The following is a 21,650-nucleotide window of genomic DNA, read 5'->3' as shown; positions in this document are numbered from 1 at the left end:
ACTTTATTCCGCCGCTGCGGCAAGACAGCGATCGATGATCTTGCCGATTTCGCCGCGGCAGGAGCCGCAATTGGTTCCGGCGCTCAGTTCCTTGCCGACGGCCTCGACGCTGTGGCATCCGCCGCGCACGGCGGCGGCGATCTGGTTGACCCCGACGCTGAAGCAGGAGCAGACGGTCGCTCCCGGATCCGGCCTGCCGGCGCCGGGACGGCCTGCGACGAGTGCAAAGCGTATCCTGAGATCGCCATGCGAGGCGGTAAGCTGCGAGATCGCCCAGTTGCGCGCGACGGCGACCGGCTCGCGGGCGAGGAAGAGAGCGGCAAGCAGGACCTCGCCATCGAAGAAGGCGAGCCTGAGGTCGCCGGACTGCCGGTCGGCATAACCGAGCGGTTCGATTTCATCAGGAATGGCGAAAACCGCTCGGCACCAGGCCGTCCAGTCTTCGACGGCCTCAGCAAAGGCAAGTTCCAGCCGCCAGCCGCCGGCGGCTTTCGCCTGCGCCCAATAGGCTGCGTCGGGGGCTACGGGTTTTGCGGCCGAAACGGCGAAACCATAATGCGTGGCGCGGAAGGGACGGACGGCGACGGCAACGTTCTTCGATGCTGGCTGACCGGAAATGGCGTCTGTTATCGGCGCGACCACGGCGTCGATGCGTGCTTTTGCGGCGAACTGGTCGTTCCAGTGCATCGGCGCAAAGATGCCGCCGCGCGCCTGACGATCGGTCACCAGCGCCCGGACGACAGCTTTGCCATGCGGGCTCTCGATCTCGACGAGACCGGCGCTTGATATACCGGTTTCGATCGCATCGCGCGGATGGATTTCGGCGAAAGGTTCGGCGATATGGGCGGAAAGCCGCGCGCTCTTTCCCGTCCGCGTCATCGTGTGCCACTGGTCGCGGATGCGCCCGGTGTTCAGCGTGAAGGGGAAGTCGGCATTGGTGCGATCCGTTGCGGGCGGCTCTATTGCGACGAAGCGCGCCTTGCGGTCCGGATGGAAGAAACCGCCCTCGGCGAAGAAGCGGGTGACGCTGGGTGCGGTCCCTGGCGCCTGCGGCCACTGGAAGGGCGACAGCTCGTCATAGGCGCCGCCGGTCATGCCTGCGCGGGCGCCGATGTCGAAATCGCGGCTGCCGTTGTTTTCGAAGGCGGAAAGGGCAGCGTGTTCTGCAAAGATTGCGGCCGGCGCATCGAAGTCAAAGGCGGAACCAAATCCCATTCGGTGCGCCACCTCCGCAAGCTGCCACCAGTCGGCCCTTGCCTCGCCGGGCATGTCGAGAAAGGGGCGCTGCCTGGAAATTCGCCGTTCGGAATTGGTGACGGTGCCGTTCTTTTCGCCCCAGCCGAGCGAGGGCAAAAGCACATGCGCGTGCCGGGTCGTATCGGTCTCTCTGAGGATGTCGGAAACGACGACGAAGGGACAGGCGGCGAGCGCGCTTTCGACGCTGTCGGCATCTGGCATCGACACGACGGGATTGGTCGCCATGATCCAGAGCGCCTTGATGCGCCCATCGGCCACCGCGCGGAACATGTCGACCGCTTTCAAGCCGGGCTTGGCCGCGATGACGGGCGAGTTCCAAAAGCGCTGAACGCGGTCGCGATCATCGGGATTCTCGATTGCCATATGGGCGGCGAGCATATTGGCGAGGCCGCCGACTTCGCGTCCGCCCATGGCGTTCGGCTGGCCGGTCAGTGAAAACGGTCCCATGCCGGCGTGGCCGATACGGCCGGTCGCCAGATGGCAGTTGATGATCGCATTGACCTTGTCTGTGCCGGAGGAGGATTGGTTGACGCCCTGGCTGTAGCAGGTCACGACCTTCGGCGTCGCCTCGAACAGCCGGAAGAACTCCCGGATCTGCATGGCCGGCAGGCCGGTCCGCTCCAGGAGGTCGTTCATATCAACCGCGGCAGCGGCCGCAAAAGCCTCGCCGAAACCTTCGGTATGGGCGGCGATATAGTTCTGGTCGATGGCTGGGCTTGTCGCGAGATGGGCAAGCAGGCCCATGAACAGCGCGACGTCGCCGTCCGGGCGGATTGCCAGATGCAGGTCGGCGATATCGCATGTCATCGTCCGGCGCGGATCGATAACGACGATCCGCATGCTCGGCCGCACCGCCTTTGCCGCGGCAAGCCGCTGGTAGATGACAGGATGGCACCAGGCGAGGTTGGAGCCGGTGAGGATCACCAGGTCTGCGAGCTCGATATCGTCATAGGTCCCAGGCACGGTATCGGCGCCGAAGGCGCGGCGATGCCCTGCCACGGACGAGGACATGCAAAGCCTTGAATTGGTGTCGATATTGCCGGAACCGATGAAGCCCTTCGTCAGCTTGTTGGCGACGTAGTAATCTTCGGTCAGCAACTGGCCCGAGACATAGAAGGCAACAGAATCAGGCCCGTGTTCGGCGATCGTTTCAGAAAAACGCCGGGCGACCAGCTCAAGCGCTTCGTCCCAACCGCTGCGTTCGCCCGCGATTTCGGGATAGAGGAGGCGGCCGTCGAGATCGATGGTTTCGGCCAGTGCCGAACCTTTCGAGCAGAGCCGGCCGAAATTCGACGGATGCTCGGGATCGCCCTTGACGCTGACCGCGCCCGCCTCGTCGACCGTGGCAATGACGCCGCAGCCGACACCGCAGTAAGGGCAGGTGGTCTTGACCTCCGCCGCCATCTATTCCGCCGCCATCATCAGGCTTTCGAGCGCAATGAACAGCTTGCCGTCTTCGTTCAGCACCCGCACAGTCCTGACCTCGCCCTCGTCTGCGCCGAGCGCCTTGCCTGTCTCCAGCGAGATCACCCAGTTGTGCAGCGGGCAGGTCACCGCTGTGCCGTGGACGATACCCTGCGAAAGCGGGCCACCCTTGTGCGGGCAATGATCCTCGATGGCGAAGACCTCGTTTTCAGCCGTGCGAAACACCGCGATCTTGCCCTGTGGCGTCTTCACGCAGCGCGCGCCACGCAGCGGGATGTCGGAGATGTCGCCGATTGCGATCCAGTTCATGTCCATCTCCTTACTCGGCTGCCTGCGGATAGCCGATCGTCGCCATCGGCTTGAACTCGTGCTTGTCCTTGCCGGAGACGCGCTCCGACCAGGGATCGACCTGGGCAAATTTCTGGGAGAAGACGAAGCGGTCGTAATAGGCTTGGCGCTTTTCGGCATCCTCCATGATCTGCCGGCGGATTTCCTCCAGGCCGATGCGCTTGGCCCATTTGTAGATGCGCTCGAGATAGCGTGCCTGCTCGCGATACATCTGCGTCAGCGCCACGATATGCTCCAGCGCCTCGTCCTCGGTCTTCACAAGACCGAGCACCTCAGTGCCCTTGATGTCGAGACCGGCCGCACCTGCGAAATGGATCTCGAAACCGGAATCCACGCAGATCACGCCGATGTCCTTGCAGGTTGCTTCCGCACAATTGCGAGGGCAGCCCGATACGGCCATCTTCAGCTTGGCCGGCGTCCACGAGCCCCACATGAACTTCTCGATGCGGATGCCGAGACCGGTGGAATCCTGCGTGCCGAAACGACACCAGTCGGAGCCGACACAGGTTTTCACCGTGCGCAGACCCTTGGCATAGGCCTGGCCGGAGATGAAGCCGGCCTTGCCGAGATCGGCCCAGACGGCCGGCAGGTCTTCCTTCTCGATGCCGAGCAGGTCGATACGCTGGCCACCCGTCACCTTCACCATCGGGATCTCGAATTTGTCGACGACATCGGCAATGGCGCGCAGCTCGTTCGAATTGGTAACGCCGCCCCACATACGGGGAACGACGGAGTAAGTGCCGTCCTTCTGGATGTTGGCATGCACGCGTTCATTGATGAAGCGCGACTGGTAGTCGTCGGCATATTCGTCCGGCCAGTCGCAGACGAGGTAGTAGTTGAGTGCGGGCCGACATTTGGCGCAGCCGCAGGAGGTCTTCCATTCGAGTTCCTGCATGACGGCAGGAATGCTCTTCAGGCCCTTGGCCTTGATCAGCCGGCGAACGTCGTCATGACCGAGTTCGGTGCAGGTGCACATCGGCTGCACGGCAGCCGGGTTGTAACTGTCGCCGAGCGTCAGCGCCATCAGCTGTTCGACGAGGCCGGTGCAGGAGCCGCAGGAGGCGGACGCCTTGGTATGGGCGCGTACGTCGTCGAGCGATGTCAGCCCCTTGCCTGAAATCGTCGAGGTGATCTTGCCTTTGCAGACGCCGTTGCAGCCACAGATTTCCGCGTCATCCGGCAAGGCTGCAACGGCCGCCATAGGGTCCAGCGGCGACCCTCCCTGATAGGCCTGTCCGAAGATCAGCGTCTCGCGCATCTCCGAAATATCGGTCGCCTTCTTCTTCAGGTCGTTGAACCAGGCGCCATCGGCAGTTTCTCCGTAAAGCACGGTGCCGATGATCTTGTTGTCCTTCAGAACTAGGCGCTTGTAGACGCCGGCGCTGGCATCGCGCAGCACGATCTCCTCGCGGTCGTCGCCGTCGGCGAAATCGCCGAGCGAATAGAGATCGATGCCGGTGACCTTCAGCTTGGTCGGCGTGTCTGCATGAACGAAGGCGGGCGAGCGGTCGCCCGAGAGGTGCGCTGCGGCGATGCGGGCCATTTCGTAGAGCGGCGCAACGAGGCCGTAGACCATGCCGCCCACTTCGGCGCATTCACCGAGCGAGAGAATATCGCCGTCCGAGGTCTGCATGCCGGCATCGACGACGATGCCGCGATTGACGGCAAGGCCGGCGTCCTTGGCGAGATTGACGTTCGGGCGAATGCCGACCGCCATGACGACGAGGGTCGCCGGAATGATCGTGCCGTTGTCGAGCTCGATGCCCTCGACCTTGCCGTCACCGATGATCGCCTTGGTATTGGCCTTGCAGATGACCTTGATGCCGCGCTCCTCGACCGCCTTCTGCAAGAGATAACCGGCGGCCGGATCGAGCTGGCGCTCCATCAGCGTCGGCATGACGTGCAGGACGGTGACGTCCATACCGCGCTGGGCAAGGCCGGCCGCTGCCTCGAGGCCAAGCAGGCCGCCGCCGATGACGACAGCCTTTTCGCGCGACTGAGCGGCAAGCAACATCGCCTGCACGTCGTCGAGATCGCGATAGGTGATGACGCCGGGCAGATCCTTGCCGGGAACCGGGATGACGAAGGGCACGGAACCGGTGGCGATCACCAGCTTGTCATAGCTTTCGGTGACGCCATGGTCCGAGGTGACGGTCTTGGTGGCGCGATCGATGTTGACGATCCTGTGGCCCTTGTAGAGCGTGATGCCGTGATCGATGTACCAGCCGTCGCCATGGATGACGATCTGCTCATAGGTCTTTTCGCCAGAAAGCACCGGCGAGAGCATGATGCGGTCGTAATTGACGCGCGGCTCGGCGTTGAAGATCGTAACCTGATAGCGGCCGGGCGCCTGTTCGAAGAGGTGTTCCAGCATGCGCCCAGGCGCCATGCCATTGCCGATGATGACGAGTTTTTCGGTCATGGATTACTCCGCGGCTTCGACGAAGCGGTGACGTTCGTAGAGGAACTTCAATACGGCTTCGCGGCATTTGAGGTAGGTTCGGTCGGAGGCGAGCTCGATGCGGTTGCGGGGACGCGCGATCGGCACGTCGAGAACTTCGCCGATCCTTGCGGCCGGCCCGTTGGTCATCATTACGATCCGGTCGGAAAGCAGCACAGCCTCGTCGACGTCGTGAGTGATCATCACCATCGTATTGCCGAGCCGGAGATGGATCTCCATCACCGCGTCCTGCAGATGCGCCCGCGTCAGTGCGTCGAGTGCGCCGAAAGGCTCGTCGAGCAGAAGGATCTTCGGCTCCATCGACAATGCCCGGGCGATACCGACACGCTGTTTCATGCCGCCGGAGATTTCCGAGGGGCGTTTGTCCTTTGCATGCGCCATCTGCACGAGGTCGAGATTGGCCATCACCCAGTCGTGGCGTTCGGCCTTGCTCTTCGTGTCGCTGAAGACCTTCGAGACGGCAAGTTTGACGTTTTCGTAGACCGTCAGCCAGGGCAGTAGGCTGTGGTTCTGGAAGACGACGGCGCGTTCCGGCCCCGGCGCATTGACCTCGCGGTTTTCGAGCAGCACCGCGCCCGAGGAAACCGGCGTCAATCCGGCGATCAGGTTGAGAAGCGTGGACTTGCCGCAGCCGGAATGGCCGATGATCGAGACGAATTCGCCCTTGTCGATGACGAGGTTGACGTCCTTCAGTACCTCGGAGCGGTCGAAACGCTTGTCGATATGGTCGAGCTTGAGATAGGCGGTCATTGCGATCTCCCTCAGCCGCGTGTGATGATTTTGCCGACGGCCGAAACCAGCTTGTCGAGAGCAAAGCCGACGACGCCGATATAGGCGAGCGCAACGATGATGTCGGGCAGGCGGGACGAGTTCCACGCATCCCAGATGAAGAAGCCGATGCCGACGCCGCCGGTCAGCATCTCGGCCGCGACGATCGCGAGCCAGGAGAGCCCGACGCCGATGCGAAGACCCGTGAAGATATAGGGCGCGGCCGAAGGCAGCATGATTTTGAAGAAGAATTCGAACTGGTTGAGCCGCAGCACTTTCGCGACATTGCGGTAATCCTGGGGGATGTTGCGCACGCCGACGGCGGTGTTGATGATGACAGGCCAGATCGAGGTGATGAAGATCACGAAGATCGCCGACGGATTGGAATCCTGGAAGGCGGCGAGCGAGAGCGGCAGCCAGGCAAGCGGCGGCACGGTGCGCAACACCTGGAAGATCGGATCGAGCCCGCGCATCGCCCAGACCGACTGGCCGATGACGGCGCCGATCACCACGCCGGAAACCGCCGCGAGCCCGAAACCGTAGGCAACGCGTTGCAGCGAGATGAGTACGCGCCAGCCGAGCCCGATATCCTGCGAGCCGTAGTTGAAGAAGGGATAGGCGATGAGGTCGAAGCTTTCCTGCCAGACCCGATGCGGCGAGGGCAGGGAAGCATCCGGCGAGGAACAGAGAACCTGCCAGACCGTGAGGATGATCACGAGCACGACGAGCGGCGGCACGACATTGCTGGCTGCGGCAGCGGTGATCTGGCGAAGGCGCAGGCGCGGCGCGGCTTTGGTCGACAGCGTCACCACCTTGCCCCCAGGCGCCGGTCTGCCTGCCTGGGATGCCGTATGGTTGCGAGCCGGTGCTGGCATGAATTGTTCCTTCTTATTCAATGGCGTGCTGTGAGATATGTCCTTCTCCCCGTCAAAACCGGGAGAAGGCTCGGGCTGGCGGTTGAGGGACAGGCCGCGCATCAGGACGCCGCCTTGATTGCCAGGCTTTCGAGATAGGCGGATGGATTGTCCGGATCGAAGACCTTGCCGTCGAAGAAGGTCTCCTTGCCCCGCGAAGTCGTGGCCGGAATGTCAGCCGCCGCGACGCCGAGGTCCTTGGCGGCATCGCGCCAGATATCCTCGCGGTTCACCTGATCGACCAGCGCCTTGATATCCGTATCCGCCGCGAAATTGCCCCAGCGGATGTTCTCGGCCATGAACCAGGTGTCGTGGCTCTTGAAGGGGTAGGAGACCCCGCCGGCCCAGAACTTCATATAGAGGTCGGTGCCATGGGCGACGCGGCCGTTGCCGTAGTTGATGTCGCCCTTCAGGCGTCCGAGCACGTCCTTCGGGGGCACGTTGAACCACTGACGGCGCCCAAGGATCTCAGCCATCTCGGCCTTGTTGTCCATGCTGTCGCACCATTGCTGGGCTTCCATGACAGCCATGACAAGGGCCTTGGCCGCATTCGGGTTTTTCTCGATCCAGTCGGCGCGCAGGCCGAGCGCCTTTTCTGGATGTCCCTTCCAGAGTTCGCCTGTCGTCGCTGCGGTGAAGCCGATGCCCTGGTTGACGAGCTGCTCGTTCCAGGGTTCGCCGACGCAGAAGACGTCCATGTTGCCGACCTTCATGTTCGCTACCATCTGCGGCGGCGGCACGACGATGGTCGAGACGTCCTTGTTCGGATCGATGCCGCCGGCGGCCAGCCAGTAGCGGATCCAGAGGTCGTGCGTGCCGCCGGGGAAGGTCATTGCGGCCTTAACCTCTTTGCCCTCGGCCTTCTTCTTTTCGAAGGCGGCCTTGAGCTTGGAGGAATCGAGCTGCACGCCGGTCTCGGCATATTCCTTGGCGACCGAAATGCCCTGGCTGTCGTAGTTCAGCCGTGCAACGAGGGCCATCGGCACCGGCTTGTTGTTCTGCGTCACCTTGCCTGTATGCATGAGATAGGGAAGCGGCGAGAGGATATGCGCGCCGTCGATGCCGTTTGCCGCTCCGCCGAGCACGAGATTGTCGCGCGTTGCACCCCAGGAGGCCTGTTTGGCAACGTCGACGTCGGGCAATCCGTGTTTTGCGAAAAGCCCCATCTCCTTGGCAACGATCAGCGGCGCCGCATCGGTCAGCGCGATGAAGCCGAGCTTGATGCCGGTAACCTCAGGTGTCGCGGCTGCGGCAAAGGCGCCAGACGGGAAAGCCGAGCGCACGGCGCCGATCAGTGCGGCAGCGGCGGTGGTCTTCAACATGCTGCGACGGCTGATTGCAGTCGTGAAAATCTTGGTCATGCGCAGGTTTCCTCTGATGGCGGGTGGCTGCCGGAATTTGGGAATAAAAAAACGCCGCTCGATGATTGCGTCCGCGGGAGGGAGAAAGCCCGGACTGCAAAAATCTTGCGACGTCGATGTCTTCTGTGAGCGCCTATCGTGCGCTCATCCTGCACCGATCGCCGTTGACCGGTGCGCAAATAACCAAGCAAGCCGTGTGCCAGTTTGAATTTAATTCTTCAAGATAATGAATTTAAACGGTATTTTGGAAAGATTGGCCACTGCATGTTTTTTGAGCTGCCGACAATCATGCAAATCTTTTGTGCGCCGGTGTCCAGCCGGCGCAAATCCCTGCTGGCGTTTTGTGCAGAGCAATAGGAAAATCAGGCCTCGTCGCTGCCGCAAGCGAAGGGCAGGGCGCTTCTGACGGCAAAGCCCGCGACATAATCCGGCAGTGCCGTGGGATCGAAGACGTGGCCATCCATGAAGCGATCGCCCTCATCGCCACCCTCGATACGGATATCGGCATCCTCGGGTGCATTCTCGTCGCCGAGAGCCGCGCGATAAAGATCCGGGCGATAGGCGGAGGCGGCAGCCCGCGCGTGGTTGAGGCTGGTCTCGGCCTGTCCCCAACGGATCATCTGGCTGTAGATCCACAGCGCATGGCTCGGCCTCGGATAATTGGCGAAGCCGGAATGGAACTTGAAATAATCGGCGATGACGCGCCGGTTGCCTCTGGCGTCAAGGCTGAATTCGCCGGCAAGCACACGACGGATGATGTCGACGGGAGCGGCGATATAGCGGGGATCGGCGAGGGCGGCTGCGAGCGCGTCGTGATTTTCAGCCAGATCGCACCAACGGGCTGCAGCGTCGAGCGCCACGATCAGTCGGGAAACGGTTTCCGGATGGCTTTCCGCCCAATCCGGCCGCATGCCGATCACCTTTTCCGGGGCTGACGGCCATATGTCCTGCTTGGCGGCGACGATGCGGCCGACGCCTCGCTCCGAGGCGACCATGTTCCACGGCGCGCCGACGCAGAAGCCGTCGATGGCGCCGGCCTCCAGCGCGTCCGACGTCAGCGGCGGCGGCACAACGACGAGCTTGACATCCCTGTCGGGATCGATGCCGCCGGCCGCCAGCCAGTAGCGGAATTCGTAATTGTGGGAGGAGAAGGGATAGGTGACGCCCAAGGTCGGCAGCGGCTCGCCGCGCGCCTTCATAGCCGCAATTGTTTTTGCCAAGGCATGGGCATTGTCGAGCGCGCTTGCCGTTTCCGACAGGCCGGTACCATCCCGCATCCTCTCGAAAAGCCGTGTCGAGAGCGTGATCGCATTGCCGCCGCGCCCCAGAGAAAACGGCGTGATCGTCGGCGAGGGGTTGGAGCCGAGGCCGAGCATGGAGGCGATGGGCATCGGCGACAGCATATGGGCGATATCGTACTGGCCGAAGGCCAGGCGGTCGCGGACATTCGCCCAGGAAACGTCCTTGACCAGATCGAGCGTCAGCCCTTCCTTCCTGGTAAATCCGAATTCCGCCGCGGCGATCAGCACCGATGCGTCGACGAGCGGAATGAAGCCCGCCCGCAGCACTTTTGCTCCCTCGCTGTTTAGGCGCGCGGGCAAAGGGAGCCCACCGCTCACATCGGCGATCTTCGTCATCATATCCACTCCGGTTTCCTCCGGAAATTCGCCAAGTCGGCCATCACATCAAAAGTCCCGCGGCGGTGACAACGCTCTGGGCGATTTCCGACATCTTCTTCTTTTCGTTCATCGCCGTCTGTCGCAGCAGCGCGAAGGCCTCTTCCTCCGGCAATCCTCTCATCTTCATCAATATGCCCTTGGCGCGCTCGATCAGCTTGCGCTCCTCCAGCGCCGACCGGGCATCGGCAAGCTCCCGCCGCAGCCGATTGAAGGCGTTGAAGCGGCTGACGGCCATGTCGAGGATCGGCTTGACGCGTTCCTTCTTCAAGCCGTCCACGATATAGGCCGAGACGCCTGCATCGACTGCGGCCTCGATCGAGGCTGTGTCGGAGCGGTCGACGAACATGGCGATCGGGCGGGAAACCGTGCGCGTCAGCTGGAAAAGATGCTCCATCATGTCGCGGTTGGGATTCTCAATATCGATGATGATCACATCGGGCATGAGGGTTTCGATGGTGCGCGCAATGCCGTGGACCTCATGCACCACGGTGACGCGCGCATGCCCTGCCTCGCGCAGTCCTTCTTCGATGATGGAGGCGCGAATGGCATTTTCGTCGATCACCAGAATTGTCAGATCGCGATGCGTCATGCCTATATTCATGACGCACTGCAGCAATTTTTGCAAGATGTTCGCCTGAAAAGTGTGCGAAATTCAGTATTGCATAAAATATAATCAGTTTGCCGTACTTTCGCGCGGAATCAACGCGTAGCCAAGGTCGATCTGTTCTATTTCTGAAGCGACAGAGCGCTGCCCGCGTGCTCAGGACCGATGGGGATCATCGATCTTTATAACGTGCATCCACCGGAAAAATAATGCTGCAGCGGGCCGGAAATCGAAAGAGCATGCCTTCGGTTATCGTGGTATATAACTTACTGAAAATCCTGGAATGGGACGTTATTGTTGTCGGCAGGCTGCGAATACTGGTGATTGTAGTCTTGCGATCGCTTTCTGCCGACGGATCCCATGGCCTCGATTTTAGACGAACAACTTTAAACACAAGGCTTTGGAGGGCCGACCATGAGCTTACGCATCAACGATATTGCACCCGATTTTACCGCCGACACGACCCAGGGACCGATCAGCTTCCATGACTGGATCGGCAACGGCTGGGCGGTTCTGTTTTCGCATCCGAAGAATTTCACGCCCGTCTGCACCACCGAGCTCGGCGCCATGGCCGGCCTCGAGAAGGAATTTTCCAAGCGCGGCGTCAAGATCATCGGCATCTCGGTCGATCCGGTCGAAAGCCACGGCAAGTGGAAGAACGACATTAAGACAGCCACCGGCTTCGATGTCGAATACCCCTTGATCGGCGATAAGGACCTCAAGGTCGCCAAGCTCTACGACATGCTGCCGGCCGGCGCCGGCGAGAGCTCCGAAGGCCGCACACCCGCAGACAATGCGACGGTGCGTTCGGTTTTCATCATCGGTCCCGACAAGAAGATCAAGCTGAGCCTGACCTATCCGATGACGACGGGCAGGAATTTCAACGAGATCCTGCGCGCCATCGATTCCATCCAACTGACGGCCAAACATCAGGTGGCGACGCCGGCGAATTGGAACCAGGGCGAGGACGTCATCATCACCGCCGCGGTTTCGAACGAAGACGCGATCACCCGTTTCGGCTCTTTCGACACGGTTCTGCCCTATCTCAGGAAGACTAGGCAGCCGACCGCTTGATTGCTGATTTCAATCTGTTCCTCGAGCCGCCGGCCATATGGTCGGCGGCTTTTTCGTGAATGCCTCTCAGCGCACCAATTCGAGCGCAGATGTGAATGGGGGAAGCCTTGGGCCTCCATCGATGCTATCTAAGGCATGTCGCGCAAAACCGTGTTCGAACCTGCTGAGATCCGATGATAGGGCGAAAGCGTCAGTCCGGCATTGGGAGGAGACCGGCGAAGGCCATGCTTTCGCTCTGCCTTCTATTTTCTGAAGAGGGCACGGCAAGGGCTCAGCCGGAGGGGAGTGTTGCGCCGCCCGCCTGCCTGTATTCGGGGCCATCCGCATCGGTGTCGGGCGAGACGCTTTGTATCCGCAAGGAGAGTTTCAATCGCGATCTCTGCATTGCGATCGAGCATTTCGCCAAGGCCAATCAATTGCCGCCGGATTTTTTCGCCCGTCTCATCTGGCGGGAGAGCACCTTTCGCCCCGATGCGGTCAGCAACAAGGGAGCGCAGGGCATTGCGCAATTCATGCCGGGAACAGCGAAACTCCGCGGCCTTGAAGACAGTTACCAAGTGCTGGAAGCCCTGCGGAAATCGGCGCAATATCTCGATGAACTACGCCATCGTTTCGGCAATCTCGGCCTGGCCGCCGCCGCCTACAATGCCGGCGAAAATGGCCTTGCTGCTTACCTTACAGCAGGCAGTTTACCTTACGAGACACGCGGCTACGTGATGGCGATCACCGCACATACGGTCGAGGAATGGAAGGATAATCCGCCGGAAGATGCAGCAGCCCCGCTCGACAAGGACAAGCCCTTTCTCGATGGCTGCGTGGCGCTTGCCGAAAGCCGGACGTTGAAGGACACGCCCTGGCGTCAGGAGGGCAATTGGGCTCCCTGGGGTGTCCAGCTTGCGGCAAATGCCGATGTCGGGGTTGCCCGGCGTCTATTTCTCGATGCCGTCCAGGACCTGCCGGCACCGCTGAACGCGGAGCAGCCGTTGATCCTGCGCCAGCGCGATCGCAGCTTCGGCTTTCGACCGCGTTATGCGGCCCGCATCGCCCGCCAGACGCGCGTGGAAGCCAACAATATCTGCACCCAGATCAGAAAGCATGGCGGCAGCTGTCTTGTTTTCAAAAATCGATAGTGGTGCAGCCGCCTCATGCCCAATGACGAAAAGTCTGCTTGCAGGATCGTGGGGCGGCGCAGCATATTCGGCGCGAAAATGGAAAGGGAGGAACGATCATGCGGGTTCTGGTTATCGGGGCAACTGGCCATGTCGGAACCTATCTGGTTCCCCGTCTGGTGGAGGCGGGTCATGACGTCGTGACGATCAGCCGCGGGGTGGCAAAACCCTATACGGCAAATCGCACCTGGGCGTCCGTCGATCAGCGACAGATGGATCGGGCGGAAATGGAGCGGAGCGGTGAATTCGGCCCGGCCGTGCGCGCACTGAAAGCCGATATCGTCATCGACATGATCTGCTTCACGCTGGAAAGTGCGGAGCATCTGGTGACGGCCCTGTCAGGGCATGTCGGCCATTTCCTGCATACCGGCACGATCTGGACGCATGGTTATCCAACGACCGTACCGACGACGGAGGAGGCGCCGAAGTCTCCTTTCGGTGGCTACGGCATACAGAAGGCCGCGATCGAAACCTATCTCTTGCAGCAGGCAAGGCTTCGAGGATTTCCGGCAACCATCATCCATCCCGGCCATATTGTCGGTCCCGGATGGGCGCCGCTCAATCCGGCCGGCAATTTCAACCTGCAGGTCTTTTCGACGCTTGACCGCGGAGAGGTTCTGGCACTGCCCAATTTCGGCCTGGAGACTGTACACCACGTCCATGCCGACGATGTCGCGGCGATGTTCATGGGCGCGATCGCCAACTGGAATGCATCGATCGGCGAAAGTTTCCATGCGGTTTCGGAACAGGCGCTGACACTTCGCGGCTACGCGGAAGTCATGTCGCGATGGTTCGGCCATGAGCCCAAGCTCAGCTTCGCGCCATTCGATAACTGGGCCGAAAGCCAGACGGCAGAGGATGCGAAGGCGACATGGGAGCATATTGCCCGCAGCCCGAATTGCTCGATCGCCAAAGCCCAGCGCCTGCTTGGTTACGCCCCGAGATATACGTCCCTGCAGGCGGTGCAGGAATCGATCGGCTGGCTGATCGGGCAGGGGAAGATCAGGACCTGATCCGCCAGTTCCTACCGGATCAGGATCGCCCTGAAATCATTGACGTTGGTTCCGGTCGGTCCGGTCTCGAAGAGATCGCCGATAGCCTTGAAGGCGGAATAGCTGTCATTGCCGTCGAGCAGCCGGCGCGGATCGAGCCCTGTGGCTCTGAGGCGTCTCACCGTACCGCCGTCGGCAAAGGCGCCGGCATTGTCTTCCGATCCGTCGATCCCGTCCGTGTCGGCCGCCAGCACATGAATGCCCTCCTGGCCGTCTATCGCCAGCGCGATGGCGAGTGTGAATTCGCCGTTGCGTCCGCCTTTGCCGCCCTTGGCCCGCAGCGTCACGGTCGTCTCGCCGCCGGAGAGGATGACGACGGGTTTCGAAAACGGCCGGTCGCGGCCCAGCACTTCGCGGGCGATCGCCGCATGCACCAGCGCCACGTCGCGCGATTCCCCCTCGATCGCATCCGAAAGGATAACAGGCGTGATGCCCTGCGACGTCGCCACCGTTGCCGCCGCCTCCAGCGACACACCAGCGGAGGCGATGATATGATGCTCATGCCTTGAAAAGATTGGGTCGTTCGGCCGCGGTGCATCTGCCTTCGGTGAGTTCAGATGATCGAGCGCCGCCTGCGGTAGCTTCAACCCGTATTGGCGGACGATCTCCAGCGCCTCGTGCCGCGTCGAACCGTCGGGCACCGTCGGTCCGGAGGCAACATGTGCCGGGTTGTCGCCGGGAATGTCGGAGACGATCAGGCTGACGACCCTCGCTCCGGTCGTTGCCGCAAGTCTGCCGCCCTTGATGGTGGAAAGATGCTTGCGCACCACGTTCATCGCAGAGATCGGCGCGCCGGAGGCAAGCAGCATTTCGTTGAGCGCGATTTCGTCTTCAAGCGTCAGCCCCTCCGGCGGGGCGGGCAGCAGCGCCGAGCCGCCGCCGCAGATCAGCGCGATGACGAGATCGTCTTCCGTCAGTCCGCCAACCGTCTCCATCAGACGTCTTGCAGCGGCAAGCCCTTCAGCATCGGGCACAGGATGCGCGGCCTCGACGATCTCGACGGCGCGCGTCTCGCAGCCATAGCCGTAGCGGGTGACGACCAGACCTTCCAGCTTTCCGTCCCAGACGCTTTCGAGCGCTCGCGCCATCTGTGCTGCGCCCTTGCCGGCGCCGATCACAACGGTTCTTCCCTTCGGCTTATCGGGCAGATGCACCTTGATGCCGGTCAGCGGATCGGCGGCGCGAACCGCTGCATCGAACAGGACTTTCAGGAAATCGCGGGGGGCGGTTATCGTCATCGGTGATCTGCCTCGGGTATCGGTCTTGATGCGGACTGTCGGCGCATCGGTGTGCCCGCGTCAAGGTCGAAGGCGCGGCAGTTTGACGGCAATAGGCGTCCTTGAACGAGAGCGGATACGAAACGAATAGAAAGCGTTAACCATACTCCCGTAGACAACGAATAGGATCAAAGGAACGTCTGTTCGATGGCTACTGAAATGACCCGCCGCCCCGTCTCCAATGAAGGCAGAATTATCGCTTTCCCCTCCGGTACCGGAACCGCCAATATCGAGCGCTGCGCCCGCGAACTCGGCCGGCGGCATGGCGCGGATGCAATAGAATTCTGGAAGGCCGAATGCCGCAGGCTCGCCGATCAGCTTCTGGCTGCCGGAATGCCGGAGAGCGATGTCCGAGAGCGGGTGCTGCGGTTCCAGGAAGATGTCCAGATCGAACTCGTCCTGAGCCACGAAAAGCGGGCCGTCGCCAAATCTCAAAAACGATAGCGGCAATCTCGCGGGATCAAGCTTCCGCAATGTCACGTTTGCCCTCGGGTGGCCATTGCTAAGGCACGCAGACCAGCTTGCTGAGAATACTTACCGCAGCAGCCCCGCGGACCGCAGGGCATCTTCAATGACCTTCTGAATGCCGCCACGGTCATTGCCCGTGCCGAATGGACCTGCGGCGTTTTCCGGTTGTGCAGCAGAGGGTTTCTCGGCGCGCCGTTTTTCAAACGAGGGAACAAGACCCCAGGACCTGGCAGTTTCGATGGTCGAGGAAATTCCGACATCAAGCATGAAGGGGCCGCTTGCCCCGTAGCCGGTTCCGACATCGAGCGGCGTGCCGTGAGCCATCCCGGTAATCGTATAGAGCTCGATCACCTCGGCCCCCAGAGCATCAGTCCAGACCCTTCGCTGATGTCGTCCAATATCTTCGACGCGTGACGGCGATGCATCAACGCCGTGGATATGTCTCCATTGCTCCACGATCGCATTCGTATTGGATGGCACGACGGTTCTGTCGGCGGTTCCCTGCCAGATCGATAATGTCGGCCATGGGCCTTTGTGGGCTGAAGCGTTTCTCACCCGCAGTTCCAGCTCTTTGCCGGTCGGGCCGCCGTGACCACGCATTCGGTCGAATGCTTCGGGAATAGTTGCGGCACTTGCATATGGCAGGCCCGCAATGATCGCGCCGCCGGCAAAAACCTCGGGATAGGTGGCAAGCATGGCGGCGGCCATGGCGCCGCCGGCCGAGAGCCCGGTCACGAACACGCGCCTGCCATCGATACTGTGTTCCGCAACGACCTTTGCGATCATCTGGCGAATGGAAAAGACCTCGCCGTGATCCCGGCGGATGTCCTGCGGGTTGAACCAGTTGAAGCAGAGATTCGGATTGTTTGCCCTCCGCTGCTCGGGAAACAGCAGCGCGAAACCATAGTCCTCTGCCAATCGCGACCACCCCGACCCGATATCGTAGCCGGCGGCAGTCTGGGTGCAGCCGTGCAGAACGACGACCAGGGCCATGTTTTTTGCGCGCTTTGACGGCAGGTAGATATAGCCGCCCAAGGCACCCGGGTTCGTGCCAAATGCGTCCAGGGCGATGAGATCGGAGTTGTCCTGCGTGGGTTCGGGGCGAAGCGTTCCTCGCAGCGCAGCAAGGCGTGCGAGGGTGTCTGACATAGATCTCATGAAAGTCTCCGCCAATCAGCAGCCGGGATGGCGGTGATGCCTGACTAACGCCCCAGCCTACGAAAGGTTGCTGCACTGCACAATGTTTATTTTTGGGGCGCCGCGTTTCGCAGTCCTTGTTCCCGGCCGACCTGGTCATCGGCGATCTTCACACAGAGCTCGTGGAGATCGACGAAAATGTTGAATCCTTGGAGCTAACGTAAACTGGGGAGCGCCCCTATATCTTCAGGCGAAAGGTGATCTGGAAGGAGAGAGCAGCGGCTTTTCTCGACCGGTGACAGCCTACAGGGAGAAGCATCGATGAACAAATTTCGGGCATTTGTAGCAGCCGGAGCAATCACGCTTGCCGCCATCACTTCGGCCTGCTCGACCCCGCCGAATTCATACGGCTCGGCATCCGGATATGTGCCGGGAGATTCCATGAATCCGGCCTGCGCGGATGGATTCAGACCCCGCGAGGGCCGTTCGTGCAGCTATTAGAGGCGGTCGGCTCCTGTCCGCACAGAATGGCAGCTTGTCGAATCCGTCAGGCAGACGCTTCAAGACAGAACGGCCACGTGATCTCGTGGCAGCGACGTGACGTCAATCTGTCGCCCGACCCCATTCTTAAGTTAATGGCAGTCGCGTCCTGCCGCGGTCTGTATATCATCCGATCGTCAACGCAAAGGTGGTCGGTTGCGCGGCGCTTTGCATGCTGGTGCTCTGAGTATGCCGGCTCAGGTCACCCTGCCTTGATGTTTCAGTATGCCATCCTCGTCTTCCCGTACGGTCTTTCTTGACGGAAAGAAGACAAAAGGTCGGCGCGAGAGTTCGCGCCGACCTTTCTCAAACATCATCAGCAAAGCGCCAGTTCATCCGTGGTCGCCGGCCATCTGATTTCATGTAGCAAGTGTAGGCGGCTTGTGAATTATGGCAAGGATTACGGGGCTACCGATTTCTGGCTAGAGTTGGCATGCAACGTTCCCCAGCCAGCTTTGAAATAGGAAACGGTTGGTTCAATCCACTCGGCCCCGGACCCGTGCGGAGCTTTTCTGGCTTCATTCGTACCCGCAGTTGTCCACAGGAGCCAAGGGCAAAAATTGGTTTAAAAGCGGGGCGGGAAAGAGGGAAGAAAGCGCGTGCTTTCAGGTTTATCAACGAAACAGGCGCTTGCAGCGCGCCGACTAGTTCTATTTTTTGCCGAGTTCACCTGGCAAAGCGTCAATGAGTTGATGCACTTTTCCGGTGGCGAACGCGATGTCCTCGCGCGGCAGATGGACTGTTATCTCAATTTCTTCCCACCTGCCGCCATGGTCTTTTGCAAACCTGACGGCGGCTTCCAAAGAGGTGAATTGCACGGCCGGTGCGTTGGCGGTCCAGAACTGCACGCTGCAGTCCGCCGTACTGTAATCTAAAAATGCTTTTTCAGGATCTAGCGCCATGGCGTTTGCTTTACACCGTCGGCGGTTGGTTGGCCAGCGAATGCCTGCCCGTCGTAAAAAGCGCTGTTGTCCGCCCAGCGGCGCGCCGGCCGGTGCTTTTCTAAGAAGCGCGCGGCCATTCATCGGAGGTTAATCCTCATTAACCCAGAATCGTAGCCTGAAAGGATGCGCCGATGAAAATGCTTTGTTCCTCACTTGCAGCCATTGTCTTGTCTGCATCTTTCGCCCTGCCGCTAAACGCAACGCCGATCGTCGTGCCGAATGCAGTACAGATGCACACCCCCGACGTCGAGCAGGTCAAACACCGTCGCCACGGTAATGGATATGCATATGGCCACTGGAAGAAACAACGGTACGCTTACCGCGACTGCCGGTACTACGGCTCGTGCTATCGTCCCCGGTATTACGGCTACCGCGACTATTACGGCTATCGCGACGACTACCCTTATCGTCGTCGGTCAGGTGTGACAGTGTATTTTGATTTTTAGTCGGCAGTGCCAGGGACACCAACCTTGGCACCCAACAAGCGCGCGCCATCCATCTCCGAAAGAAACGCGTGCGCCATAGGGGCGCACCGACCTCGTTCGGAGATGGACATGCATCACAAAAGAAAGCGGCCGTGCAAAGCTGCGTGCGGACTCTGTAAGTCCCACAAAACGAACGGCAATTGCCCTCGCCATAAAAACGCGAAACGAAGCAAGTTATCCGCGGAACACGCGTTTCAAAAGTGGGGAGGGAAAGAGGGAAGAAAGCGTCTGTTTCGGAATTGTCCAACGAAAACAGGCGCTTATATTGAAAAATGGCTCCCCGGGCCGGATTCGAACCGGCGACCTGTCGATTAACAGTCGAATGCTCTACCGCTGAGCTACCAGGGATCACTGCTTGGCGCGGTGTGAGTGGGCTAATACAAATGCTTTCCCGATTTGCCAAGCAGTTTTTTCAAAAAAATGAAATGAACTTGTATTTCGGTTGTCTGCGCCCATCTCTGACGCATGACGAATGGGAATGATCGTGAAGAGACGAAGGGCAACGCTGAGCGCAAGGTGAAGGCACGGCGCTTCGGCATCGATCACGCAAGCGGCAGGCTTATGCTCGGCTCTTTCAGCATCGGTATGCCGCGTTCGCGGATTGCGCGGATGGCAATCGGCATTGCCCTCATTTTCTGCGGATTGCTGGGCTTCCTGCCCATCCTCGGCTTCTGGATGCTGCCACTTGGCTTCCTCGTGCTCTCGCACGATCTGCCAGTTGCGCGCCGGCTTCGGCGGCGGCTGGCGGTATGGTGGCACAGGCGGCGCACGCCGGCCGGCTGACCGTCGCCCGGGGACGGTCGGGTGGAACAGTGGATCGCTTTTCGCATTCGTGGTGTATGCAGTGTAAATGCGCCACAATGGACAAGGTGAGGAAATGAAGGCTTTTTTCGTGGTCGTCTTATCTGCGGCGACCGTTCTCTCAGGCGTTCCCGCCGAGGCTCAAGGTGTCGATAGCGGCGGTTTCGACGCCCGCGGCATCTGCCGCCGCCCCGAAGGCTGCGTGGTCGATCATGGCCAAAGCGGATTTAGCGGACCTCGAAACTATCGCAATTTCAACGGCCGCAACGATCGCGACGGGGAAAATCGCGACCGGAACGATCGCCGCTACCGTGATCAGAAAAGAAGCGACAATCCAGGCGCCGCAACTGGCCGCCTTGCAGTCTCGATGAAGGGCACTTTTGCATGGCAGACCGGCGACGATCTTGCCGGCTGATACTGGAGTCGTAACGATTCGACCGGAATCCAACATCTAATTTTCGGTCGGCACATTGCTCCCGGTGATCGAGGCTGCGTAGCGCTTGGACGAATTCGGGTTTAGTTCGAGCTGAGTTCGCTCGCGTGGAAAGTCCCGTCGGGGCCGGGATCGAGGTCATTCGCCGTCAACAGGCTGCAGGCGATGAGGAGGAGCACGAGCTTCAATCCATAGGACACGGCAGAGAATGGTCGTCGACGGCCCGGTGTCACGCGAGAGGGAGCGATATAATATTTGTAGTAGAAGTGCGGATCATCCGTTTCCAGCAGGTTCTGGTAGACATGCTGCGGGATATCTGCGTGTTTCACCGGCTGAGAACCGGGAAATTTTACGTGCAGTTCCCGAGTTTCGGCATCGTATGCCGCCCGCCCGCGCTTCGATTTGAGGGCAGCCCAGTCCATAGCAGCTCCATACAGCTCTTATGCCCTCCCGATGCAATAAGATGTCCGGGCGACGATCGAAGTCAAGCTTGGGATTTATTTCAAATATGATCATTGACAGGAAACGGGACATCGTCGCCGATAGGGAAACTTTAGTTTGCGCCCGGCCGTTCCGGAATGGGGAAGGGGCCATTTTCGGCAGCGGCGGAAAGGCGTTTTTCCGAAATGCCCTCTTGCGATTTCCTTACGATCATTCTAAACGCTCGCCACGGCTCAGATAACGAGCACGTGAGGCCTCGTGGCGGAGTGGTGACGCAGAGGACTGCAAATCCTTGTACCCCGGTTCAATTCCGGGCGAGGCCTCCAAATTTTCCCACATGACATAGTCGGTTAGAAAATGCGGCTCGCTGGCGGTGCGGCGTCAGTGCTTGCGACGGGTCCTACCAGACCTGCGGACCTGGCGAAAAATCGAACTGCGCCGGATTGATTCCCGTGAGGCGGTAGAGCGCTTTCAGACCGCCCTTGCGGATTTCCGCGTGATATTCGGGATCGCTCAATTCGGATCCCCCATCGATTTCGGCGCCGGCGCCGAGCAGCCGTCGCAGGCCTTGCGGCGAAACACGGGTAATGCTGCGAATGTCGCCGCTGCTGTATTTGATCAGCAGCAGTTGGACATTAGCGTTATAGTGAAGCGCTTCTATGCCGCGCGATTGGATCAGGAAGGTTTGCATGCGGCACCCATAGCGAAAGGTGAGGGCGCCGCAACAAAATGGTTGACATAACCTTAATGCGCATAAGGCGGTCGAGGGGAAGGAGCCACTGTTTCAAGGCAACCGAGCGCATAGCGTGAGATTGCCGCAGATGCCATGCGGGAGAATTTCGAGCGCTTCTCGGCGCTCTATCGCCTCAGCTCGTTTCGCCGTCGAGCAGCCCGCAGCAGAGGGTGCCGATGAGCGCTGCGAGGATGAAGAAATCGAACAGCGTGAAATATTCGAAAATCGCAGACATGGCCTGCTCCTCCTATTTCCTCCGGTAGGGATGATAACATCAAG

The 21,650-nt window shown here is 60.4% G+C and carries 21 protein-coding genes and 2 tRNA genes; 9 read left to right on the top strand and 14 right to left on the bottom strand.

Annotation, left to right across the window (positions count from 1 at the left end; genetic code table 11):
• Positions 1–3 precede the first annotated feature (3 nt).
• The 8 genes from EFD55_RS10710 to EFD55_RS10675 all read right to left on the bottom strand — a co-directional run bounded on the left by EFD55_RS10710 (position 4) and on the right by EFD55_RS10675 (position 10,802).
• Complete coding sequence (locus EFD55_RS10710) at positions 4–2,661, bottom strand: nitrate reductase (RefSeq protein ID WP_125845021.1); 2,658 nt, start codon at positions 2,659–2,661, stop codon at positions 4–6.
• Positions 2,662–2,997, bottom strand: coding sequence for a nitrite reductase small subunit NirD (gene nirD, locus EFD55_RS10705; protein WP_125845020.1), 336 nt, complete (start codon positions 2,995–2,997; stop codon positions 2,662–2,664).
• Between the two features lie 4 nt (positions 2,998–3,001).
• Positions 3,002–5,452 carry a nitrite reductase large subunit NirB gene (gene nirB, locus EFD55_RS10700; protein WP_125845019.1) on the bottom strand — a complete coding sequence of 817 codons (2,451 nt, stop codon included), beginning with the start codon at positions 5,450–5,452 and terminating at the stop codon, positions 3,002–3,004.
• 3 nt (positions 5,453–5,455) lie between these two features.
• On the bottom strand, positions 5,456–6,241 hold the full coding sequence (locus EFD55_RS10695; RefSeq protein ID WP_125845018.1) for an ABC transporter ATP-binding protein: 786 nt from the start codon (positions 6,239–6,241) through the stop codon (positions 5,456–5,458).
• Between the two features lie 11 nt (positions 6,242–6,252).
• On the bottom strand, positions 6,253–7,134 hold the full coding sequence (gene ntrB / locus EFD55_RS10690) for a nitrate ABC transporter permease (RefSeq protein ID WP_312860823.1): 882 nt from the start codon (positions 7,132–7,134) through the stop codon (positions 6,253–6,255).
• A 101-nt stretch (positions 7,135–7,235) separates the two neighbouring features.
• The gene (locus tag EFD55_RS10685; RefSeq protein WP_125845017.1) at positions 7,236–8,534 is read right to left on the bottom strand and encodes a CmpA/NrtA family ABC transporter substrate-binding protein; all 1,299 of its coding nucleotides are present in this window, start codon (positions 8,532–8,534) and stop codon (positions 7,236–7,238) included.
• A gap of 362 nt (positions 8,535–8,896) precedes the next feature.
• Positions 8,897–10,180 carry a CmpA/NrtA family ABC transporter substrate-binding protein gene (locus EFD55_RS10680; RefSeq protein WP_183736691.1) on the bottom strand — a complete coding sequence of 428 codons (1,284 nt, stop codon included), beginning with the start codon at positions 10,178–10,180 and terminating at the stop codon, positions 8,897–8,899.
• A gap of 34 nt (positions 10,181–10,214) precedes the next feature.
• Complete coding sequence (locus tag EFD55_RS10675) at positions 10,215–10,802, bottom strand: ANTAR domain-containing response regulator (protein ID WP_125845016.1); 588 nt, start codon at positions 10,800–10,802, stop codon at positions 10,215–10,217.
• Positions 10,803–11,231: 429 nt separating this feature from the next.
• Here EFD55_RS10675 and EFD55_RS10670 point away from each other — a divergent pair, with 429 nt between their 5' ends.
• The 3 genes from EFD55_RS10670 (at position 11,232) to EFD55_RS10660 (ending at position 14,073) form a co-directional block, all read left to right on the top strand.
• Positions 11,232–11,891 carry a peroxiredoxin gene (locus tag EFD55_RS10670; protein WP_125845015.1) on the top strand — a complete coding sequence of 220 codons (660 nt, stop codon included), beginning with the start codon at positions 11,232–11,234 and terminating at the stop codon, positions 11,889–11,891.
• 173 nt (positions 11,892–12,064) lie between these two features.
• On the top strand, positions 12,065–13,021 hold the full coding sequence (locus EFD55_RS10665; protein ID WP_125845014.1) for a lytic transglycosylase domain-containing protein: 957 nt from the start codon (positions 12,065–12,067) through the stop codon (positions 13,019–13,021).
• Between the two features lie 98 nt (positions 13,022–13,119).
• A complete protein-coding gene (locus tag EFD55_RS10660) occupies positions 13,120–14,073 on the top strand; it encodes an NAD-dependent epimerase/dehydratase family protein (RefSeq protein ID WP_125845012.1) in 954 nt (317 codons plus the stop codon).
• Between the two features lie 11 nt (positions 14,074–14,084).
• Here EFD55_RS10660 and EFD55_RS10655 read toward each other — a convergent pair whose 3' ends face one another.
• Positions 14,085–15,350, bottom strand: coding sequence for a glycerate kinase type-2 family protein (locus EFD55_RS10655; protein ID WP_125845010.1), 1,266 nt, complete (start codon positions 15,348–15,350; stop codon positions 14,085–14,087).
• A gap of 186 nt (positions 15,351–15,536) precedes the next feature.
• On the opposite strand from EFD55_RS10655, the gene EFD55_RS10650 reads away from it, so the two are divergent.
• Positions 15,537–15,833: a DUF6074 family protein gene (locus EFD55_RS10650; protein ID WP_125845008.1), complete on the top strand. Its 297-nt coding sequence runs from the start codon at positions 15,537–15,539 to the stop codon at positions 15,831–15,833.
• Between the two features lie 90 nt (positions 15,834–15,923).
• Here the strand turns inward: EFD55_RS10650 and EFD55_RS10645 are convergent, their stop codons facing one another.
• Entirely contained in the window at positions 15,924–17,015 is a 1,092-nt protein-coding gene (locus tag EFD55_RS10645) for an extracellular catalytic domain type 1 short-chain-length polyhydroxyalkanoate depolymerase (RefSeq protein ID WP_125845006.1), read from the bottom strand.
• A gap of 300 nt (positions 17,016–17,315) precedes the next feature.
• Between EFD55_RS10645 and EFD55_RS33725 the strand changes: the two genes are divergently transcribed.
• On the top strand, positions 17,316–17,495 hold the full coding sequence (locus tag EFD55_RS33725; protein WP_125845003.1) for a hypothetical protein: 180 nt from the start codon (positions 17,316–17,318) through the stop codon (positions 17,493–17,495).
• Between the two features lie 689 nt (positions 17,496–18,184).
• Here EFD55_RS33725 and EFD55_RS10635 read toward each other — a convergent pair.
• Positions 18,185–18,436: a hypothetical protein gene (locus tag EFD55_RS10635; RefSeq protein WP_125845100.1), complete on the bottom strand. Its 252-nt coding sequence runs from the start codon at positions 18,434–18,436 to the stop codon at positions 18,185–18,187.
• A 173-nt stretch (positions 18,437–18,609) separates the two neighbouring features.
• Between EFD55_RS10635 and EFD55_RS10630 the strand changes: the two genes are divergently transcribed.
• Complete coding sequence (locus EFD55_RS10630) at positions 18,610–18,924, top strand: hypothetical protein (protein ID WP_125845001.1); 315 nt, start codon at positions 18,610–18,612, stop codon at positions 18,922–18,924.
• 312 nt (positions 18,925–19,236) lie between these two features.
• On the opposite strand, the gene EFD55_RS10625 is transcribed toward EFD55_RS10630, so the two are convergent.
• Positions 19,237–19,311 (bottom strand) — tRNA-Asn (locus EFD55_RS10625).
• Positions 19,312–19,428: 117 nt separating this feature from the next.
• Here EFD55_RS10625 and EFD55_RS33720 point away from each other — a divergent pair.
• Together EFD55_RS33720 and EFD55_RS10615 are read left to right on the top strand one after the other, a co-directional pair.
• The gene (locus tag EFD55_RS33720) at positions 19,429–19,746 is read left to right on the top strand and encodes a hypothetical protein (RefSeq protein WP_125844999.1); all 318 of its coding nucleotides are present in this window, start codon (positions 19,429–19,431) and stop codon (positions 19,744–19,746) included.
• Between the two features lie 94 nt (positions 19,747–19,840).
• Positions 19,841–20,179 carry a hypothetical protein gene (locus EFD55_RS10615; RefSeq protein WP_125844998.1) on the top strand — a complete coding sequence of 113 codons (339 nt, stop codon included), beginning with the start codon at positions 19,841–19,843 and terminating at the stop codon, positions 20,177–20,179.
• A 101-nt stretch (positions 20,180–20,280) separates the two neighbouring features.
• Here EFD55_RS10615 and EFD55_RS10610 read toward each other — a convergent pair whose 3' ends face one another.
• Positions 20,281–20,619 carry a KTSC domain-containing protein gene (locus EFD55_RS10610; RefSeq protein WP_125844996.1) on the bottom strand — a complete coding sequence of 113 codons (339 nt, stop codon included), beginning with the start codon at positions 20,617–20,619 and terminating at the stop codon, positions 20,281–20,283.
• Between the two features lie 271 nt (positions 20,620–20,890).
• Between EFD55_RS10610 and EFD55_RS10605 the strand changes: the two genes are divergently transcribed.
• Positions 20,891–20,964, top strand: a tRNA-Cys gene (locus EFD55_RS10605).
• A gap of 74 nt (positions 20,965–21,038) precedes the next feature.
• Here EFD55_RS10605 and EFD55_RS10600 read toward each other — a convergent pair.
• On the bottom strand, positions 21,039–21,329 hold the full coding sequence (locus EFD55_RS10600) for a hypothetical protein (RefSeq protein WP_125844994.1): 291 nt from the start codon (positions 21,327–21,329) through the stop codon (positions 21,039–21,041).
• Positions 21,330–21,650: the final 321 nt, after the last annotated feature.

Origin of the sequence: Rhizobium pisi, assembly GCF_003938655.1 — a bacterium.
Classification (GTDB): domain Bacteria; phylum Pseudomonadota; class Alphaproteobacteria; order Rhizobiales; family Rhizobiaceae; genus Rhizobium; species Rhizobium pisi.
The sequence above is the reverse complement of the archived record's forward strand: the minus strand, read 5'-3'. Positions and strand labels throughout refer to the sequence as shown.

Bases quoted from the DNA above. Each gene is read 5' to 3' on its own strand.
- EFD55_RS10710 (WP_125845021.1), bottom strand. From the start codon at position 2,661: ATGGCGGCGGAGGTCAAGACCACCTGCCCTTACTGCGGTGTCGGCTGC.
- nirD (WP_125845020.1), bottom strand. From the start codon at position 2,997: ATGGACATGAACTGGATCGCAATCGGCGACATCTCCGACATCCCGCTG.
- nirB (WP_125845019.1), bottom strand. From the start codon at position 5,452: ATGACCGAAAAACTCGTCATCATCGGCAATGGCATGGCGCCTGGGCGC.
- EFD55_RS10695 (WP_125845018.1), bottom strand. From the start codon at position 6,241: ATGACCGCCTATCTCAAGCTCGACCATATCGACAAGCGTTTCGACCGC.
- ntrB (WP_312860823.1), bottom strand. From the start codon at position 7,134: ATGCCAGCACCGGCTCGCAACCATACGGCATCCCAGGCAGGCAGACCG.
- EFD55_RS10685 (WP_125845017.1), bottom strand. From the start codon at position 8,534: ATGACCAAGATTTTCACGACTGCAATCAGCCGTCGCAGCATGTTGAAG.
- EFD55_RS10675 (WP_125845016.1), bottom strand. From the start codon at position 10,802: ATGACGCATCGCGATCTGACAATTCTGGTGATCGACGAAAATGCCATT.
- EFD55_RS10670 (WP_125845015.1), top strand. From the start codon at position 11,232: ATGAGCTTACGCATCAACGATATTGCACCCGATTTTACCGCCGACACG.
- EFD55_RS10665 (WP_125845014.1), top strand. From the start codon at position 12,065: ATGATAGGGCGAAAGCGTCAGTCCGGCATTGGGAGGAGACCGGCGAAG.
- EFD55_RS10660 (WP_125845012.1), top strand. From the start codon at position 13,120: ATGCGGGTTCTGGTTATCGGGGCAACTGGCCATGTCGGAACCTATCTG.
- EFD55_RS10655 (WP_125845010.1), bottom strand. From the start codon at position 15,350: ATGACGATAACCGCCCCCCGCGATTTCCTGAAAGTCCTGTTCGATGCA.
- EFD55_RS10650 (WP_125845008.1), top strand. From the start codon at position 15,537: ATGGCTACTGAAATGACCCGCCGCCCCGTCTCCAATGAAGGCAGAATT.
- EFD55_RS10645 (WP_125845006.1), bottom strand. From the start codon at position 17,015: ATGAGATCTATGTCAGACACCCTCGCACGCCTTGCTGCGCTGCGAGGA.
- EFD55_RS33725 (WP_125845003.1), top strand. From the start codon at position 17,316: ATGAACAAATTTCGGGCATTTGTAGCAGCCGGAGCAATCACGCTTGCC.
- EFD55_RS10635 (WP_125845100.1), bottom strand. From the start codon at position 18,436: ATGGCGCTAGATCCTGAAAAAGCATTTTTAGATTACAGTACGGCGGAC.
- EFD55_RS10630 (WP_125845001.1), top strand. From the start codon at position 18,610: ATGAAAATGCTTTGTTCCTCACTTGCAGCCATTGTCTTGTCTGCATCT.
- EFD55_RS33720 (WP_125844999.1), top strand. From the start codon at position 19,429: ATGACGAATGGGAATGATCGTGAAGAGACGAAGGGCAACGCTGAGCGC.
- EFD55_RS10615 (WP_125844998.1), top strand. From the start codon at position 19,841: ATGAAGGCTTTTTTCGTGGTCGTCTTATCTGCGGCGACCGTTCTCTCA.
- EFD55_RS10610 (WP_125844996.1), bottom strand. From the start codon at position 20,619: ATGGACTGGGCTGCCCTCAAATCGAAGCGCGGGCGGGCGGCATACGAT.
- EFD55_RS10600 (WP_125844994.1), bottom strand. From the start codon at position 21,329: ATGCAAACCTTCCTGATCCAATCGCGCGGCATAGAAGCGCTTCACTAT.